Here is a 17,544-nt window from a genome sequence, read left to right as displayed (position 1 = left end):
CTTTCCTTACTGATAATTTCTCAACTCCAATAGGATGACTAATAAGAAAAGGAAATAAATCAATATGACTGCGAACATAGCTGAGGATTTAGGAAGATTATTTGAGGTGGGTTTTAATATTGGTGTTCTCTGCTATATTCAGCAGAAACAAATTAAGCAGAAATTTGGTAATTTATATCGTCACCAATTAGAAAACCTCAAGTTCTCTAAAATTCGACAAAGAATAGTTGATAGGGTATTAAGTACATTAGAACGAGATATAGCTGAAACTTGGTGTCAATTCTTTGTTCAGAAAGGATTTTTATCGGGGTTAAATTTCTTTAGAGAATATTTGACATCCTTGGGAGATCAAATTAAGGATATGGAAATTATCTACTATCAATGCTGCTTTCATGGTGATAACAGTATTGGAACTTATGAAACTGACCAGACCCAGTGGTTTAAAGATGTTCTTTCCCAGTTTCAGCAGTTAGAAAATACTGCTGACTATATTCCTAGATATCAGAAAAAAGGTGGTTTTCTGAATGCAGATACTTTAATTTTGCTCAAGTATCGTCGCAAATATCGGGTGTTATGTCTTGATTTGTCAGTATTTTCTATTCACACCGATGAAGATATCCAAAATATTGATTATGTGGAAGTTATTCGCAGCTTATTGATCCGAGATGTTAACTATGTCCGTTCTAAAAGTGTGTTTTCTAGCTTGAGTGTTGATACTAATTCTTTAGATTTAGATTTTTCTCCTAGTTTAACAGACTATTTCACGGCTTTTAAGGCTAAGGATAAAGAAACCGCTAAGTTAATTCAAGCTGCTGCTTATATTTATAGCTTTAACCAATTTCTCCAAGAAACGGGGATGATATCAGATAGATCGTCAATTATGTTTAATGCTATTGGTTATAGCGATCGCTCATTCAATACTATATCTATTACACCGGATCAACTCAAGATTTTTGAGACTTGTCATCAAATCTATAAATCACATGACCAAAAAGAAGAAATCACCGACGCGCGTCGTCGAGTTTTAGATAAAATTAAGCGTAACGCAGGGATTAGCTTTGACCAAGGTAGGGAATTTGTCAACTCTCTTGTCAACATTACCCGCGATCGCATTAACATCATACCACCTCACACCGAAAAAATCAGCGACTTTTTTAACTCTGTCGCCCCAGTTCCTCCAGAGTTAATTTCCGACTTAGGTTTGACGGGAAGCTACAACTTTCGCGAAGCACATAGTCAACTGATTCACAAATCTTTGCTGTCTGAGAATACCTATATATTCCTCACCGGAAACCCAGGTATTGGTAAAACCACTGCGATCGTCAATTTTCTGAAACATCATTTAGATGAAGGGTTTCTATTTTTCTATGTCAGTCCCCGCAAACAGGTAAATCTCGACATCATCGAAAAATTCAAGGATAAAGCAACCGGTAATTTAGTAGATGACAGAATCTTGGCGATCAATACTCATACTCACCTGATTCAGGATAACTCTGGTAAATGTTCTGTTGAATATACCTCGAACCTATATCAAGAGGATTTTATTCAAGGAACAGTTAATTTTCTTAAGAGTCAAAAGGTGGAAAGAGGGGTGAGACGCGGTAACCGACTGGAACACATTACCGATGATACTATTATAGACCGGGGGGAAAAAACCGCAGGTGTTTTAAAGAGTCTTTGTGAAGGACTATATACTACCATTACTCACAAATTATCTGACAACGTTATTGCTACTACTTCCACCCAGTCTTTGAAGAAAACTCAGACTGGAGATACTCTCAAACACCTGGATAAAATATTCAGCGACGCATACAATACCAGGGAAAATAAGGTTTTTCCCCAAAAGATGCAAAATATCTCCCGTCGCATCAAACATTTATTTATCATGATAGACGAAATTACCGGGGATGAGGGAGGAGTAGAGTTTCTCCATGGTATTCACAAACTCATCAATAAATATCAATTAAATCAACCTGAAAATGGTTTTAACACTAAGGTAATTATTGCAGATGCTTCCATCGTTGATCAAAATGTCATTTGTCAACATCTAGAAAATACCACACCTGAACCGAATAAAATCTACTTTCGTCAAGCTGGGGAGAATATTCAACCCCTGTCGGTGGTCAATTTGCAGTTTAAAAAATTACCTGCGACCATGATTAACGCTAATTCCTACCCCGCTAAAAGCTTAACTATTAGCTATCAAATTTTTATTGAGTCTTGTAAATTTAGCGATCGCGCGCAATTAAAGGATAAATCTAATTTAGAGAAAAAGCTCTTAGAGGTGATTTTCGCCGATATCCAAAATTTATTACAAGATCCTCAGGTGCAACAATTTATAGTATACATCCAAAATAAACCCAAACTAACACAAATTATTGACAAGCTCCAGGAAACTTTGGGTAGGGAGAACTTCCAGAAAAATACTCACTATATAGAAATACACGCCAATATCTCGGAATTAGAGAAACAACAACTTCAACAGTATCAGGAAAATGTCAAGGTAGTTTTCATGACTGCTTCGGGAAGTCGTGGTTTATCTTTCCCCAAAGCCAAGCACATTTTGGTAGAAATCCCTAAGTTTGAGATTGAAAAAAACCTGATGGAAATCATTCAGGTGATTTATCGCGGTCGGGGAAATGATCATATAGATAACCAAGATAAATACTTGTACTTCTATTTAGCTGAACGTTCTGTTTATTACCAAGATAACCCTCAATTGTCTTTACAAGAAAGTGTCCTCAATTTATTAAACCTGCTGTTAATTCTTAAGGCTTCCATGATGACTCGCATATATGGATATGGTAAAATTGGCAGGAAGAAATATATACTGATTCCTATTGGTGGTAAGTCGGTTTTAGCTGCTGGGGAAACATTTTCTAGTCAGATAGTTAATCTGATCAACCAACTTAAGAAAGAATATCAAATCCATCGGGGTCATGAGTTATTAAAACAAGTCTATACCAGACTAGAGAAACTCATGGGAGATGGGGACTTTGTGGTTGAAAAAACCACGGAAGAAAGTTATTTAAAATTACAGAAGTCTTTTAAGGAGCAATTTTTGCAATTAGCTAATAGTTTTGATCAACTACTAGATGTTCCTCCTTTAGAGTTAGGTTATATTAACGGTGGGTTACTCATAGTACCTACTAATAACATCCAAGAATCTTATCAAATCAAATTACTGGATATACAAAAGTACGCTCATGGAGAATTATGGGATAATCTCAAACTAATTAGTAAAAGTCAAATTTATCCTGAAAACTTAAGATTTGCAACTCAAGATGCAATTGAACTAGTCGAGAAATTAAAAAAAGCGCCACCCAAGACACAAAACTTCACACAAACCAGTGAATATAGTGACCAATATTACGCTTTACCCTTACTTGCATTTATTAGTGGAGAAGTGATGAGTCAATATTTTGCTGAGGAACCAGAAGAACCAGAAGACCTGCGTTTCCGTGATATTCTATTTACATACCTTCGTTCGTTATACCCTGTCACTAACATCTTACCTATAGGTGATAATTATCAAGAGTTTCCCTTTTTAGTCTTTAGAAGTTCTGCTTTAGCAGAAATCAGACAAAAACTGTTCACAGACAAATATCTCCTCCACTCCCGGGAACTGAATGTATTAAACCTGATCCTCTCTCAAAAAACTGATTAAATAGCACATCATTGTAAACAACGAATAGCTACTAACAAACCTCGAGCTTTATTCAAGGTCTCCTGATATTCCTTCTGTGGGTCAGAATCAGCCACTAGACCCGCACCCGCCTGGACGGTTACAGTATGATTATGCAATACCATCGTGCGAATGGCGATCGCACTATTCAATTTTCCTTCAAAATCGTAATAACCATAGACCCCAGAATAAACACCCCGACGACATTGTTCCAACTCGTGAATAATTTCCATGGCCCGAATTTTCGGCGCACCGCTGACAGTACCTGCGGGGAAACAGGCCTTGAGTAAGTCCCAGGCGTTTTTATCTGATGATAGCTTACCCACCACATTGCTCACAATGTGCATAACATGGGAATAACGCTCTACCACCATCAACTCATCAACTCTCACGCTTCCACTTTCACAGACACGTCCTAAGTCGTTACGACCCAGGTCAACTAACATGACGTGTTCCGCTGTTTCCTTGGGGTCTTGCAGTAAATCTGTAGCTAAAGCTGCATCTTCCCCTGGGGTTTTACCTCTCGGACGCGTCCCAGCTATGGGTCTGACTGTGGCTACTACCCCACCCACTCCATCGCTTTGGGCTTTTACCATTACCTCCGGACTGGAGCCAATAATCTGCCAGTCTTGGAAATTAAAGAAAGCCATGTAAGGAGAGGGATTAATTTGCCTCAGGGAGCGATAAAGGGCAAAGGGGTCACCTGTGTATTTTGTCGATAACCTCTGGGATATAACGACTTGAAATATGTCTCCAGCCTTTATGTATTCCTTCGCTTTTCTTACACTAGCACAAAATTCCTCCTGTGTCAAGTTGCTGGTATATTCTTGGATTCCCCCCCCATCCTTGCTGCCTGGTGGTGTCCATTCCAACATTGTTTCTTGGGGTGACACGGGTAGGGATAACTGAGAGAGCATCTGTGTGACGCGATCGCACGCTTGTTTATAAGCTTGCTGTAAATCTACCTCTGGGTCACGTAAATCAGCATAGGCGATCGCCCAGATTTTCCGTTTCACCTGGTCAAAAATCAACAAGTGGTCTACTTGCATCCACAAGCCATCAGGGATATTACGCTCATCTGGGGGATGAATAGGTACACGTGGTTCTATCCAGCGAATCAACTCATAACCCCAAAAGCCAAACAGTCCGCCAATTCCTGGGGGGAGTTGGGGTAAAGTCACTGGTTTATAGGGTGACAAACATTTAGCCAAAGCTGCAAACGGGTCTCCTGTAAACACAACTTGGGAACCATCCCGATGTGTTTGAGTAGTGGTGTCACCCCGGGCGGACAAAATCCACAGGGGATTGCAACCCAGTAAACTATAACGACCGATGTTTTCCCCCCCTTCTACTGATTCCAACAAAAAGCTATAAGGCTGACCCGCGCATACTTTATACCAAGCAGATACTGGGGTATCCAGGTCTGCTACCCATTCTTGATACACCGGGACAAAATTACCTTGTACAGCTAGTTCAGAAAAATCAGAAAAATCAGGGAACATCATAAATCAATAGGAGAAAGTAGGGAGCAAAGCCGGGTAAGGGAAGGGGGAGAAACAATTCCCTTGCTTCCCTCCCCAATACCTAGGCTCTAGACATCGTGGGTAGCTTTACCACTGAACTTAAGTTTAGCGGGACTGGGATTTTCCCCAATGCTGCGTGGTACATGACGCACCTTTTCGCGTCCGGCGTTGACTTTTTCTGGAAACACACCATCAGCTGGGTGAATGAAAGTGGTTTCCCCATTTGGCAAAATCCGGTAAATTTTGTAGTCTGTGATTTTAAATTTCCGGAGTTGACCACCCAAAGCGATGCCATATTCTTTACGAGCTATATATAGCAGGTTTTCGCCTTTGAGCATAGTAGCTGCGCCGCCTGTAGGCATTTCAAAAACTTGCTCTTTAGGGCTGGTCCAAGTGATAGCGTACTTTTCTTCCTCTACTGCTTTTTGGAGTAAGCCACCAGTACTACCACCAAACAGGGGGGTTTGTCCAGAAAGTTTTTCTGCCATAAAAAAATCTCTCTCTCAACGGTTTTTAGGGAATCGTAACACCGCTGACCCGATCATATTGCGATCGCGTCATAGACTGTAACAGTTTTTAGTCATTCTCCCTCAAATCTTCCCCTCAGGGGTGAGATTTTGCTGCTGGAAATTACTTTTGAGTTTTGTGTGCCGTTCCTCTGGATTCATCTGAGCGATGGGAATAGTAAAATGAAACTGACTACCCTGGTCTTTACCATTGGATTTTGCCCAAATTTCCCCACCCCAGCCATTGACAATTTGGCGGCTAATTGCTAGTCCCAAACCAGTACCCCCCGCAGTACGCCGCATAGCCCCTTCTTCTTGATAGAACCGGTCAAAAACGATTTCTAGGCGATTGGGTTCAATACCCCGCCCCGTGTCTGCCACTATCATCTCAACCATATCATCGCTTGTTTGAGCGGCTGTAATCTTAATCTTGCCTGGAGGTAGTGTAAATTTACAAGCGTTATCGATTAATTTGGCGATCACCTCCACCAGCCAATCACCGTCAGCTCTGACTAAAGGTAGATTGGGCGCAATTTCCGTTGTGATTTTGGGCGGGGGTTCTGTTGAGGAACGGCTGCGCATGCGGCTGAGAGCTAAATCTACACACTCCTGTAAGGTCAGGGATTCTGGATGCCATTCTACCCTGCCGCTTTCTAGGTTAGAAAGGGTGAGGAAATCTTGCACTAGTTTTCGCATTCTTTCTGAATCTGACAGCGCCGTATTGAGCATCACTTGCTGCAACTCTAAAGGCATATCCGGTTCACTAGCCAGACTTTCTAAGCATACCTGAATTGTGGATAGGGGCGTGCGTAGTTCATGTCCGGTAATCGCTATTAAGTTGCTGCGGGTGCGGTCCAGGGCTTCTAGCTGCTGGTTTAGCTCTTCTAAATTGGCGTACGCTTCGGCTTGGATTAATGCTGCGCCCATTTGGGTAGCTACCGCTTTTACTAAGTCCTGCTCTCCCGATTGCCATTGGTGTGGTGGTAAGCAACAATAGTGTAATTCCACAATCCCTAACAACCTCCCCTGAAATAATACCGGTTCGATTAACCAAGAACGAATGGCGAATTTTTGGGCAATTTCACACAGTTTCGCCGAATTCATCACACGACTATCAATCAGGGTATTATTTACACACACTCCCTCTCCCTTTTCTACTACTTCTTGAAATAAAGGATTCTCCCTTAACTGCCAAATTTCCCCAACTACCGGTAAAATCCCCGGAATTAAAAACTCATGTTTAATATCCGCCTGGGCATCTGTAGCTTGCGCCCGATAAATTAAGCACCGACTAGCCCCTAAGTGTTCCCCTAGTTCTTGTGCCGCTACTTGTAGCACTTCGTGGGGATCTAGCGATCGCCTAATCGCTGTACTAATGGAGTTGACTAAACGTTCTTTTCGTGATTGGGCAGTAATGGAACGATAGGCTTTGTGTAATTTGTACTGACTAGCTTGTAAATAAGTCACCAACCGCTGAACAAAGGGGTCAGTGTCTATGTCACAAGCATATTCAGCGGTTGTGTCCCCATGATAATTTTTCCCTGACCCAATCCCAAACCTCTGGCGGGCTTGTTGAGTTTTTCCTTCCAGATCTGGTCTATAAACTATAATCCTATCTAATAGTAATTCCGCTGCTTTCAGGCTCACCCCCCGTTCTGATGTCCATATCCCCTCAAACCGGCGCGCTGTATCCATATCTAGATTAGAGCTAAATTCCGGCATTTGCTGGTTTTTGGTAATTGACCCCTGGCTCTCCCGGCACACTAAACAAGTAGCATAGTTATCAGCAATTACTACCAAGTGCCATTCTTGACTTAAGGCATCTTCTGCTTCAAATACTACCTGCTCATAAGATTGGGAACTGTTGGTAAATTCCGTTTCCCGTGCAGATAAAACGTATATTTGATTACTACCCATAGCTAAACGCTGATAGCGATGCGCTTCTTGGCGATAGTATCGCTCACGTTGAAAGCTAGCAATTACCAATGGCTGCTCTAAAGTCCCAGCTAACACCTGATCTTCCATAGCGTGGGAAAGCGCTGTTAATGAAGCCTTGAAATATAGCTGGGGTCGCAGGTGGGGTATGGACTGTAGCAGATCACTTAGCACGGATGACGAAATGCTCATGAATATCGTTAAGGAAAAGCCCAATCACAAAAAAGATTCACTTCATAGCTGCATTGTACAAATTACAACGGATTCTTAACCGCTGCTCACTGTGAGAGTCCGTAAAGAATCTTGAAGTCGAAAATTATTGGGTCTTACGCCCAATATACCTTCACAACACAGATTTGCTATTGGCTGGAGCCGCTGTTTCAGCTAAAATTACCCATCAAAACAAATTTTTAGCTAAAAAACTCTCCACTATTGTAGATGATTTTGGGCTGATCTCCCCAATACATCCTTCCCCAGTTGTAACTTGAGTATCTTAGCTAAGTATGTCCTGCTATCAGGTCATCATTGGGTTTGAGGAGGGAGTAAATGGCGGAAAATTCTCGGTTTTGCACCTTGACTTTCTCTATGAAAAATATACTCTGGTAAGGATTTCTATTTTCTCTGGCCTTGAATTGACCCTAGCTCAAGGAACTTTGCCTCATGACACCGGATATACTCACCACCGCGGCACAAATTTCTCTGGATGGCAAAACTTTTGTTCCCGCAGAACAATTACCTGTACCGGAATGGCCTTGTGTTGTCAGTGAAAGACCACAACCCACTCTCACGGTTAAAGATGACGATTTATTTCTGGTGACGGATACTATCGGTAATATTTCTGGCTGTTCCCTCACCGATGGTAACCCCAATGTGGGACTATTTTGCTCTGATACCCGGTTTCTCAGCCGTCTGGAGTTGCAAATTCAAGGGCGATCGCCTATTCTCCTCGGTAGTAGTGCCGAAAAAGGGTTTTCTGTTTCTGTACTATGCACTAACCCCAATATTGACCAACACCTGAAAGCTGAAACTGTAGGGATTCGCCGCGAACTTGTGTTAAATGGGGCGTTATTTGAGGAAATTGAAATATCTAATTACAGCACCACAAATGTCAGCTTTGAATTAAGTATCAGCTTTGATGCAGACTTTGTGGATTTATTTGAAGTTCGCGGTGTCCACAGAGGAAAAAGGGGTAAGCTATTACACTTACTAGAATCAACATCTCCAGAAACAGCACCTGTTACCAGTCATGGCCTTTCCTGTGGACATCCAGCAAAAGAAAAATCTTTGACTTTAGCCTATCAAGGTGTGGATGGCTTATTAATGGAATCCCGCATCCAATTCCAGTATCGTCAGCCAGATGATTTCCAGGGTTATACTGCTATCTGGCGGTTAGATTTAGCCTCCCATGAAACCCAAAAGTTGGGTTACAGGGTGAATATGTTCACCGATAATCAACCCAGCTCTACAGTCAGTGCTGCTTTGACTTTAGTCCAAGCTAAGGCGGCTGAGTTGATGGAGGAGGAACAATGGCGACAGGAAATTACTCAAATTAGATCGGATAAAACCATCTTTAATCGTATCATTGAGCGGGCGGAACAAGATATGTATCTGTTACGCCAATCTTTTGGTAACTATAAGACTGTTTCCGCCGGTGTCCCCTGGTTCTCCGCTTTGTTTGGGCGAGATTCCCTGATTACAGCTTCCCAAACCTTGATGTTAAACCCCCAAATTGCTCGGGAAACTTTGATGATACTGGCATCATATCAAGGTACAACTTACGATGACTGGCGGGAAGAAGAACCAGGCAAAATTTTACATGAGTTGAGGTTTGGGGAAATGGCTCGCTGTCAAGAAATCCCCCATACACCCTATTACGGCACGGTCGATGCTACTCCTCTATGGTTGATGTTGTATGCTGAATACTATACCTGGACTCATGATCAAGAAACACTAGAGAAACTTTGGCCCCATGCTCTTTTAGCTATGGATTGGATTGATCACCATCTCCAGGAAACTGGCTATTTGACCTACTATCGTAAATCTCCACGGGGTCTGGCTAACCAAGGCTGGAAGGATTCTGGTGACTGTATCGTAGACCATAAGGGTGAACTCGCTGGCGGACCGATTGCTTTAAGTGAGGTACAGGCTTATGTTTATGCAGCTAAAATTAATCTGGCACAAACCGCTCAGATCATGAAGCGGCCAGACTTAGCAGAACGCTGGTTGGATGAAGCTAGACACCTGAAGGTACGTTTTAATCAAGATTTTTGGCTCAAAGACCACGATTTCTGCGCCCTGGCTTTGGATGGTGAAGGAAACCAGGTTCAAAGTATCACATCTAACCCCGGACACTGCCTGAAATTGGGTATTTTTACGCCGGATAAGGCCTACAGTGTGGCGGAACGATTGCGCGCTCCAGATATGTTTAATGGTTGGGGTATTCGCACTCTCAGCAGTTTGTCCCCCGCTTATAATCCTATGGGTTATCATATCGGCTCGGTTTGGCCTCATGATAATTCCCTCATTGCTATGGGATTGCGATCGCTCGGTTTAATTGACCAAGCTTTAGAAGTTTTCCAAGGTTTGTTTGATATGACTAACCACCAAGCATATCAACGCCCACCAGAACTATTCTGCGGTTACCAACGTAATGGTGACCATTCTCCTGTCCGGTATCCTGTCGCTTGTACACCCCAAGCATGGGCGACTGGTTCTATCTTTCAACTGCTGCAAATGGTAGTTAATTTAGTCCCTGATGCTCAAAATAACTGCTTGCGGATTATTCACCCTACTTTACCCCCATCTATCAATTCTCTCTCATTACATAATTTGCGCGTTGGTTCTACCATCCTCGATTTAGAATTTGAGCGATCTGGTACTACTACCGCTTGTCGCGTTGTCAAAAAACGCGGTAATCTCCGGGTCGTGATTGAAGCCTAACTAGGAAATAACTTACGGATTTTTAGTTAGTGTAGAGACGTTCGGCCGCAACGTCTCTACTATCACCAAAAAGATGATTTAGAACGCCAAAAACAACAGGTACATTTGAGAATGCTCAACCCCCACTGCTACAAATCCGCAGTACAATTAACTTTCTTCTTGACGGTCGATTTTTTGCCCAGGAGAAGATTCATAAATCGCATCTAACTGTTGACGCGCATCCTCAACGTTGACTGAACGCATGACTAACAAGGGTTCTTTAATCAGGTTACCCGCACTATCTAACAGTTCTGGATGGGGAATAAATTGTTTTCTCGAAGATAGGTATCCTGGATTATCCGTTGGCGAATATTTAGCTGCATCCACTCGCTCTCGATCAAAACTAAACATAATCAAGTTGCGAATTAAGTTGGCAACGGCTATGACAGCTAGAATTGTAAAAGCCAGAATGTAAAGTAAATGTAACATCGGGTTTTCCTCCAAGAGCAGCAAATTTTAAAACTTTATTTGGTAGTGCTTTACTTCGCCTGTATTGTCTATCTCAGACAATACAAATATTTGACGCAGGTTTGGTGCGCTTATACTTTTATGAAAAAATTGTTAATCCTTATTTAATCTAAAGTAGCATGGTATACATCTTTTTTTCATGAAGATAATATTAAGAATTTTGTATCTTCTCTGCAACTTATATATTTATCCTGTCTTCCCCACTTCAGACCTTTGGTGTCTCACGCCAGCGCCTTGATACACTCCAGCATTCTCCCAGCAATTGGTGCCACGGCATTAGGGTCTTCATATCAATACCCACTTGCCCTTCTGTGGCTGCAAATAGCATTCTGGCTACGTTTAGTTCATCTTGGGCTTGCTTGACTCGCAAGAGTAAATTAGATTGCTCTTCGTGACTCATAAATGTCAGTTGCTCGGTTTCTAGCAATTTGTGCGATCGCGCGAACCAATACTTAAAATCCTCAAGTAAAGGCTCTAATACCGTTTTCAGCAGCTCAGTCTGTGGTAAATTCGAGTCTCCCATAGCCTTCAAGTATATTCCTAAGTTCTCTCATAATATTAACATTTTTTACAAAAATTAACATTATCTCAGATGATCTTCTCAGATAGATCATGGAAAAAATCTGTAATCATCAGTTCTGTGAACTATAATTACAATGGCCGCCAGCTATGTCTAGGCTTAACATAGGTGTTTGGTGCAGCAGACTTCTCAACCTCATCAACTGTAGTTGCTGAGAACAGGTAATTAAACTCTTTATATTTGAAGCAGTACTTTATAGTGCTGTATGCTTCTGGAGTAATCAATTAATTATCTAAAATTATATTTTTACAATCACGTCGCTCATGGTTCAGCAGCCGATGTCGCTAAAATCATCTCTCACTCCGTCAGAACAACCTGAAAAAATTTATTTACCCCGTACCAGTGAATCAGAAAAATTAAAGAAGATTCGCCACACAGCTTCCCATGTCATGGCCATGGCGGTACAAAAGCTGTTTCCCAAAGCACAAGTGACAATTGGACCGTGGATTGAAAACGGTTTTTACTACGACTTTGATAGTCCAGAACCATTTAGCGAAAATGATTTAAAAGCCATCAAAAAAGAGATGGTGAAAATTATTAACCGCAAATTACCTGTAATTCGCGAAGAAGTCAGCCGCGAACAAGCTAAAGAACGAATAGAGCAAATCCAAGAACCTTACAAACTAGAAATCCTAGCAGATATTAAAGAAGAACCCATTACAATTTATCATCTGGGTGATGAGTGGTGGGATTTGTGCGCTGGTCCCCATGTGGAAAATACTAGCGAATTAAACCCCAAAGCTATAGAATTAGAAAGTGTGGCCGGGGCTTATTGGCGTGGAGATGAAACCAAGGCACAGTTACAACGCATCTATGCTACTGCATGGGAAAGTCCCGAACAATTAGCTGAGTATAAGCGGCGCAAGGAAGAAGCACTACGGCGAGACCACCGTAAACTAGGTAAGGAACTGGGATTATTTATATTTTCCGAGCAAGTAGGGCCGGGTTTACCTTTGTGGACACCTAAAGGTACTTTGTTACGCAGTACATTAGAAGATTTCCTCAAGCAAGAGCAGCTCAAACGGGGTTATTTACCTGTGGTTACCCCCCATATTGCTAGGGTGGATTTATTTAAGACTTCGGGACATTGGCAAAAGTATAAGGAAGATATGTTTCCCCTGATGTCTGATGATGAGTCAGCAGCAGCACTAGAACAAGGCTTCGTCCTCAAGCCAATGAATTGTCCCTTTCATATCCAAATATACAAGAGTGAATTACGCTCCTATCGGGAATTACCGATAAGATTAGCAGAGTTTGGCACGGTTTACCGCTATGAACAATCAGGAGAATTGGGCGGTTTAACAAGGGTGCGCGGTTTTACTGTGGATGATTCACACCTGTTTGTCACCCCTGAACAGTTAGATAGTGAATTCCTCAATGTGGTGGATTTGATTCTGTCGGTGTTTAAGAGTCTACAACTGAAGAATTTTAAGGCTAGACTCAGTTTTCGTGACCCAGCTAGTGATAAGTATATCGGCTCTAATGAAGTTTGGGAGCAAGCCGAGGGAGCAATTCGCCGCGCTGTGGAAAAGTTGGGTATGGAATACTTTGAGGGAATTGGCGAAGCAGCGTTTTATGGTCCTAAGTTAGATTTTATCTTTAGTGATGCCTTGGAACGAGAATGGCAATTAGGCACTGTTCAGGTGGATTACAATTTACCAGAACGCTTTGATTTAGAATATGTGGCTGAAGATGGTTCCCGTAAACGTCCTGTGATGATTCACCGGGCGCCTTTTGGTTCCCTGGAACGCTTGATTGGGATTTTGATTGAAGAGTACGCAGGGGATTTTCCTCTGTGGTTAGCACCTGTACAAGCTCGATTGTTACCAGTGGGTGAAGCACAGCTTGATTTTAGCAAAGAAGTGGCGGCGAAAATGCTGGCGGCGGGTATCCGGGTTGAAGTCGATACCAGTGGCGATCGCTTGGGTAAGTTAATCCGCAATGCTGAGAAAGCCAAAATACCAGTAATGGCTGTAGTGGGAGCTAAAGAAGTTGAATCTCATAGCTTGAGTATACGTACCCGCGCTTCTGGGGAGTTGGGCGCTATACCTGTGGATGAGGTGGTGGATAAAATGAAGAATGCGATCGCTAAGTTCGAGAACTTCTAACCATCATCGGCTAGGCTCTGCCTAGTCTAACCACCTGTGTAAATCAGCTATGCTGCTAAAATCAAGCAATGCTTCCCCCAGATTCTCTAGTTCTTCTAAACATATAGTTCAAATAGTAAACTTGGGGATTGTTGAAATAGTTGGTAAAATATGGAATCTCGGCGCATAAAAGATATTCCTACATGAGCGCCATGATCACAGACTGCTTAAGGGCGATCGCTCAGTCTTTAACATCTTAACCCCTCAGGGTTGCTAACCAGGACTGTAAATGATCCAAATCCAGATTTTTTCAAAGTGATCGCTAACTGCGATAATTTTAGTTCCCTAGTGAATCTTTGCTAATATATTAAGTTTTGTAAAGCATACTTTTGCCCAATTAGCAACACTCTTGAACAAATCAACCCCTTACATGAGATGCTAGTGGATTGATTGGGTGAGTATTTGCAAATGTCTGTTATTTCTAGTATCACTGTTAAGGTTCCCGCTACAACTGCCAATTTAGGCCCCGGTTTTGACTGTATTGGTGCAGCCTTAACCCTATACAACAAGTTCACTTTTACTCCTCTAGATGGGGGTGAATTGATCATTGCTGTTACAGGTGCAGAAGCTGAACGCGTACAAACAGATACCAGTAATCTCCTGTATCAGGCCTTTGTTAAGTGCTATGAATATATAGGAGAGACACCCCCACCAGTAAAAATGGCAATTGAGCTAGGTGTACCTTTGGCTAGGGGTTTGGGTAGTTCAGCTACAGCTATTGTGGGCGGCTTAATGGGTGCTAATCAGTTGGCGGGTGCGCCTTTGAGTGAGTTAGAAGTAATGAAATTAGCGATCGCCATGGAAGGACATCCTGATAATGTCGTCCCGGCGCTCTTGGGGGGATGTCGTCTGGCTGCTACCAGTGCCGATGGTTGGGAAGTTTGCGATATTCCTTGGCATGGTGATATTATACCAGTGGTGGCGATTCCTGATTTCGAGCTTTCTACTAGTGAAGCCCGTCAAGTTCTACCGACTGAATTTAGCCGTGCAGATGCAATTTTTAATACTGCCCATCTAGGGTTATTATTGCGGGGACTGGAAACTGGTCAGGGAGAATGGTTAAGAGCAGCTTTACAAGATAGATTACATCAGCCTTATCGTCAAGCTTTGATTCCCGGTTACGATGCTGTTAAGGGGGCGGCTTTGGCTGCTGGTGCTTATGGGATGGTAATTAGTGGTGCTGGGCCGACATTGTTGGCTTTGGTAGATAGGTTACATTCCCAGGCTGTAGAAGCGGCAATGTTATCAGCTTGGCAGTCAGTAGGAATTATAGCAGTTGTGCGATCGCTTTCTCTAGATACTCAAGGCGCAAGCTACCAAGGATAAACCGCAATGATTGACCAAATTCATACAGAAATCACCACACTGAATTCACAAATTCAAGCACTCCAGCAAGAACGGGCTACCCTGACTATTAATAATGTATTATCTGCCAAGAGTGATTCACCCTCAGCTATGGTGGAAGCCTGTCGCCGCCAAGCACGGGAAAATCCCCAATTATCTGTGGAACTCAAGGGGATAGATGATGCGATCGCCGCCCTGGAATTGCAGCTAAAATATAAACAAGCTGAGTTAGAACATTGGCAAAATAAATCTCAGCAACTTACCCTACAGCAGGAGTTAGAAGCAGCTAGAAAGGTAGCTCAGGTTCATGCAGAACGTATCAATCAGCTAGCTGGGGAATTAGCCACAGAAATCCGTCAGCTGAAATCTTGCACCGATTATTTAAGTCCTTTGTATTGGCAGGTGTACTACAAGCCTTTTATTACTGGTTTTAAGACTATCTCAGTTCCCCATGTCCGATCAGATGGGGAAGTCTGGACAATTGTCAATCGGATTGTTTAAAGTCAGAAATTGTTTCTATTTAACCAAAATAATCCATATTCTAACTTAAAACGGTGGCTTCAGCCGCCTTTTTTATGAAATTTTCTGTTGACGTTACAAAAATTTACAACTAGAATTGTTTTGGCAAATATTCAGTAGGTATTTATTCCTAATACGTTGCTGAAGATGCCAGTATTAGGGATCAATAACATTTACAAAAGTACAAATTCCTTAATATAATTAAATCAAAAGCAAAAAGGTAAATTGATTGTCGGAAGTGATGAATGCTATTGAATTTCCGTGGCTGTCAGCCATAATTTTATTGCCCTTGGTGGCTGCCTTAGCCATACCCTTAATCCCAGATAAAGAAGGCAAAACAGTACGCTGGTATGGTTTAGGAGTTGCCATAGCCGACTTTACCCTGATGATTTATGCCTTTTGGCACAGCTACGACTTTCAAAACCCCACACTACAACTGGTAGAAAAATATTCTTGGATACCACAATTAAGTTTAAATTGGTCAGTAGGGGTTGATGGTTTATCCATGCCCCTAGTGTTGTTAACAGGCTTAATTAACACTCTGGCAATCTTCGCGGCTTGGAAAGTCACAAACAAGCCGCGCTTGTTTTATGCTTTGATGTTGGTAATGTACAGCGCCCAACTAGGGGTATTTGTCGCCCAAGACTTGCTGTTATTCTTCCTCATGTGGGAAATAGAGTTAGTACCTGTGTACCTGCTAATTGCCATCTGGGGAGGTCCCAAGCGTCGTTATGCAGCCACCAAGTTTATTATTTACACAGCCGCCGCATCAATATTTATCTTAGTCGCCGGCTTTGTCATGGCATTCTCAGGTGATACTGTTACCTTCGACATCGCCACACTGGGAATGAAGCAATACCCTAAAGCTCTAGAACTGTTAACCTATGCAGGTTTCCTCATTGCCTTTGGTGTGAAAATGCCAATTTTCCCCCTACACACTTGGCTACCTGATGCCCACGGTGAAGCATCTGCACCTGGTTCTATGATTTTAGCTGGCGTGTTATTAAAAATGGGCGGTTATGCACTCATCCGCTTCAACGTGGAAATGTTACCTAATGCCCATGTTTATTTTGCCCCAGTTTTAGCAATCCTAGGTGTAGTAAATATTGTCTACGGTGCTTGCTGTGCCTTTGCCCAAACAAATCTCAAACGCCGCTTGGCTTACTCTTCCATTGCCCACATGGGATTTGTATTAATTGGGATAGCCTCTTACACAGAAATCGGTATTAGCGGTGCTGTCCTGCAAATGGTTTCTCACGGTTTGATAGCCGCTAGCTTGTTCTTCTTATCCGGTGTAACTTACGAACGTACCCACACCTTAATGATGGACAAAATGGGCGGTATAGCTAAGGTTATGCCTAGAACCTTCGCAGTGTTTACCATTGGCGCTATGGCTTCTCTGGCTTTACCCGGTATGAGTGGCTTTGTGGGTGAGTTGATGGTGTTCCTGGGTATTACTTCCAGCGACGTTTACACTTCTAGCTTCAAAATTGTAGTTATCCTGTTATCAGCCGTTGGCGTGATTTTAACTCCAATTTATTTACTATCTATGCTGCGCCAAGTGTTCTATGGTCAGCAAAGTAAAGAATTACATCTAGATGCTGTTATCCCTGATATCAAACCCCGGGAACTATTTATTACCGCCTGTTTGATAGTTCCGATCATCGGTATTGGTCTATATCCTAAATTGGCTACCCAGACTTATGATGTCAAAACAGTGGAAGTAGCAGCCCATGCGCGTCAAGTTCTGCCAGTTTTCGCTCGTCAGCAACCGGTAAGTCTGTACTCACGTCTCTTCACTGCTCCAACCCTAGCTTCATCTGAAGTTGATACTTTAGTTAATATCTCAGAGTAAATA

Annotated in this window: 12 protein-coding genes and 1 pseudogene; 6 read left to right on the top strand and 7 right to left on the bottom strand. The window is 42.4% G+C overall.

The window, feature by feature from the left end; translation table 11 throughout:
• The first annotated feature begins 64 nt into the window (after positions 1–64).
• Complete coding sequence (locus tag IM676_RS06670) at positions 65–3,667, top strand: helicase (protein WP_200989485.1); 3,603 nt, start codon at positions 65–67, stop codon at positions 3,665–3,667.
• 8 nt (positions 3,668–3,675) lie between these two features.
• Here IM676_RS06670 and trpE read toward each other — a convergent pair whose 3' ends face one another.
• The 3 genes from trpE to IM676_RS06655 form a co-directional block, all read right to left on the bottom strand.
• On the bottom strand, positions 3,676–5,190 hold the full coding sequence (trpE, locus tag IM676_RS06665; RefSeq protein WP_200989484.1) for an anthranilate synthase component I: 1,515 nt from the start codon (positions 5,188–5,190) through the stop codon (positions 3,676–3,678).
• Positions 5,191–5,276: 86 nt separating this feature from the next.
• Entirely contained in the window at positions 5,277–5,696 is a 420-nt protein-coding gene (locus IM676_RS06660; RefSeq protein WP_200989483.1) for a photosystem I reaction center subunit II PsaD, read from the bottom strand.
• A 102-nt stretch (positions 5,697–5,798) separates the two neighbouring features.
• Complete coding sequence (locus tag IM676_RS06655; protein WP_200989482.1) at positions 5,799–7,841, bottom strand: DICT sensory domain-containing protein; 2,043 nt, start codon at positions 7,839–7,841, stop codon at positions 5,799–5,801.
• Positions 7,842–8,309: 468 nt separating this feature from the next.
• On the opposite strand from IM676_RS06655, the gene IM676_RS06650 reads away from it, so the two are divergent.
• Positions 8,310–10,589: an amylo-alpha-1,6-glucosidase gene (locus tag IM676_RS06650; RefSeq protein WP_200989481.1), complete on the top strand. Its 2,280-nt coding sequence runs from the start codon at positions 8,310–8,312 to the stop codon at positions 10,587–10,589.
• Positions 10,590–10,736: 147 nt separating this feature from the next.
• Here the strand turns inward: IM676_RS06650 and IM676_RS06645 are convergent, their stop codons facing one another.
• Positions 10,737–11,057, bottom strand: coding sequence for a DUF2973 domain-containing protein (locus tag IM676_RS06645; protein ID WP_200989480.1), 321 nt, complete (start codon positions 11,055–11,057; stop codon positions 10,737–10,739).
• 244 nt (positions 11,058–11,301) lie between these two features.
• Positions 11,302–11,619: a DUF2605 domain-containing protein gene (locus IM676_RS06640; protein WP_200989479.1), complete on the bottom strand. Its 318-nt coding sequence runs from the start codon at positions 11,617–11,619 to the stop codon at positions 11,302–11,304.
• 320 nt (positions 11,620–11,939) lie between these two features.
• Here IM676_RS06640 and thrS point away from each other — a divergent pair, with 320 nt between their 5' ends.
• Positions 11,940–13,784 (top strand): threonine--tRNA ligase, encoded by a 1,845-nt coding sequence (gene thrS / locus IM676_RS06635; protein WP_200989478.1) that lies wholly within the window; start codon positions 11,940–11,942, stop codon positions 13,782–13,784.
• A 21-nt stretch (positions 13,785–13,805) separates the two neighbouring features.
• Here the strand turns inward: thrS and IM676_RS20130 are convergent, their stop codons facing one another.
• Positions 13,806–13,889 (bottom strand): DUF4351 domain-containing protein, encoded by an 84-nt coding sequence (locus tag IM676_RS20130; protein ID WP_225880508.1) that lies wholly within the window; start codon positions 13,887–13,889, stop codon positions 13,806–13,808.
• Positions 13,889–13,951, bottom strand: a pseudogene (locus IM676_RS20205) (DUF2887 domain-containing protein); the annotation flags it as partial. The gene IM676_RS20130 and the pseudogene IM676_RS20205, both read right to left, overlap by 1 nt.
• Positions 13,952–14,231: 280 nt before the next feature.
• Between IM676_RS20205 and thrB the strand changes: the two are divergent.
• The 3 genes from thrB to IM676_RS06610 all read left to right on the top strand — a co-directional run bounded on the left by thrB (position 14,232) and on the right by IM676_RS06610 (position 17,541).
• Complete coding sequence (gene thrB, locus IM676_RS06620; RefSeq protein WP_200989477.1) at positions 14,232–15,149, top strand: homoserine kinase; 918 nt, start codon at positions 14,232–14,234, stop codon at positions 15,147–15,149.
• Between the two features lie 6 nt (positions 15,150–15,155).
• Positions 15,156–15,668, top strand: a complete 513-nt coding sequence (locus IM676_RS06615; RefSeq protein WP_200989476.1) for a hypothetical protein — start codon at positions 15,156–15,158, stop codon at positions 15,666–15,668.
• A 259-nt stretch (positions 15,669–15,927) separates the two neighbouring features.
• The gene (locus IM676_RS06610; protein ID WP_200989475.1) at positions 15,928–17,541 is read left to right on the top strand and encodes an NAD(P)H-quinone oxidoreductase subunit 4; all 1,614 of its coding nucleotides are present in this window, start codon (positions 15,928–15,930) and stop codon (positions 17,539–17,541) included.
• Positions 17,542–17,544: the final 3 nt, after the last annotated feature.

It is taken from the genome of Anabaenopsis elenkinii CCIBt3563, from assembly GCF_015245355.1.
GTDB classification, from domain to species: Bacteria; Cyanobacteriota; Cyanobacteriia; order Cyanobacteriales; family Nostocaceae; genus Anabaenopsis; species Anabaenopsis elenkinii.
The sequence above is the reverse complement of the archived record's forward strand: the minus strand, read 5'-3'. Positions and strand labels throughout refer to the sequence as shown.

What these genes read in the sequence shown, in the direction of transcription:
- IM676_RS06670 (WP_200989485.1), top strand. Translation starts at nt 65, where the DNA reads ATGACTGCGAACATAGCTGAGGATTTAGGAAGATTATTTGAGGTGGGT.
- trpE (WP_200989484.1), bottom strand. Translation starts at nt 5,190, where the DNA reads ATGATGTTCCCTGATTTTTCTGATTTTTCTGAACTAGCTGTACAAGGT.
- IM676_RS06660 (WP_200989483.1), bottom strand. Translation starts at nt 5,696, where the DNA reads ATGGCAGAAAAACTTTCTGGACAAACCCCCCTGTTTGGTGGTAGTACT.
- IM676_RS06655 (WP_200989482.1), bottom strand. Translation starts at nt 7,841, where the DNA reads ATGAGCATTTCGTCATCCGTGCTAAGTGATCTGCTACAGTCCATACCC.
- IM676_RS06650 (WP_200989481.1), top strand. Translation starts at nt 8,310, where the DNA reads ATGACACCGGATATACTCACCACCGCGGCACAAATTTCTCTGGATGGC.
- IM676_RS06645 (WP_200989480.1), bottom strand. Translation starts at nt 11,057, where the DNA reads ATGTTACATTTACTTTACATTCTGGCTTTTACAATTCTAGCTGTCATA.
- IM676_RS06640 (WP_200989479.1), bottom strand. Translation starts at nt 11,619, where the DNA reads ATGGGAGACTCGAATTTACCACAGACTGAGCTGCTGAAAACGGTATTA.
- thrS (WP_200989478.1), top strand. Translation starts at nt 11,940, where the DNA reads ATGGTTCAGCAGCCGATGTCGCTAAAATCATCTCTCACTCCGTCAGAA.
- thrB (WP_200989477.1), top strand. Translation starts at nt 14,232, where the DNA reads ATGTCTGTTATTTCTAGTATCACTGTTAAGGTTCCCGCTACAACTGCC.
- IM676_RS06615 (WP_200989476.1), top strand. Translation starts at nt 15,156, where the DNA reads ATGATTGACCAAATTCATACAGAAATCACCACACTGAATTCACAAATT.
- IM676_RS06610 (WP_200989475.1), top strand. Translation starts at nt 15,928, where the DNA reads ATGAATGCTATTGAATTTCCGTGGCTGTCAGCCATAATTTTATTGCCC.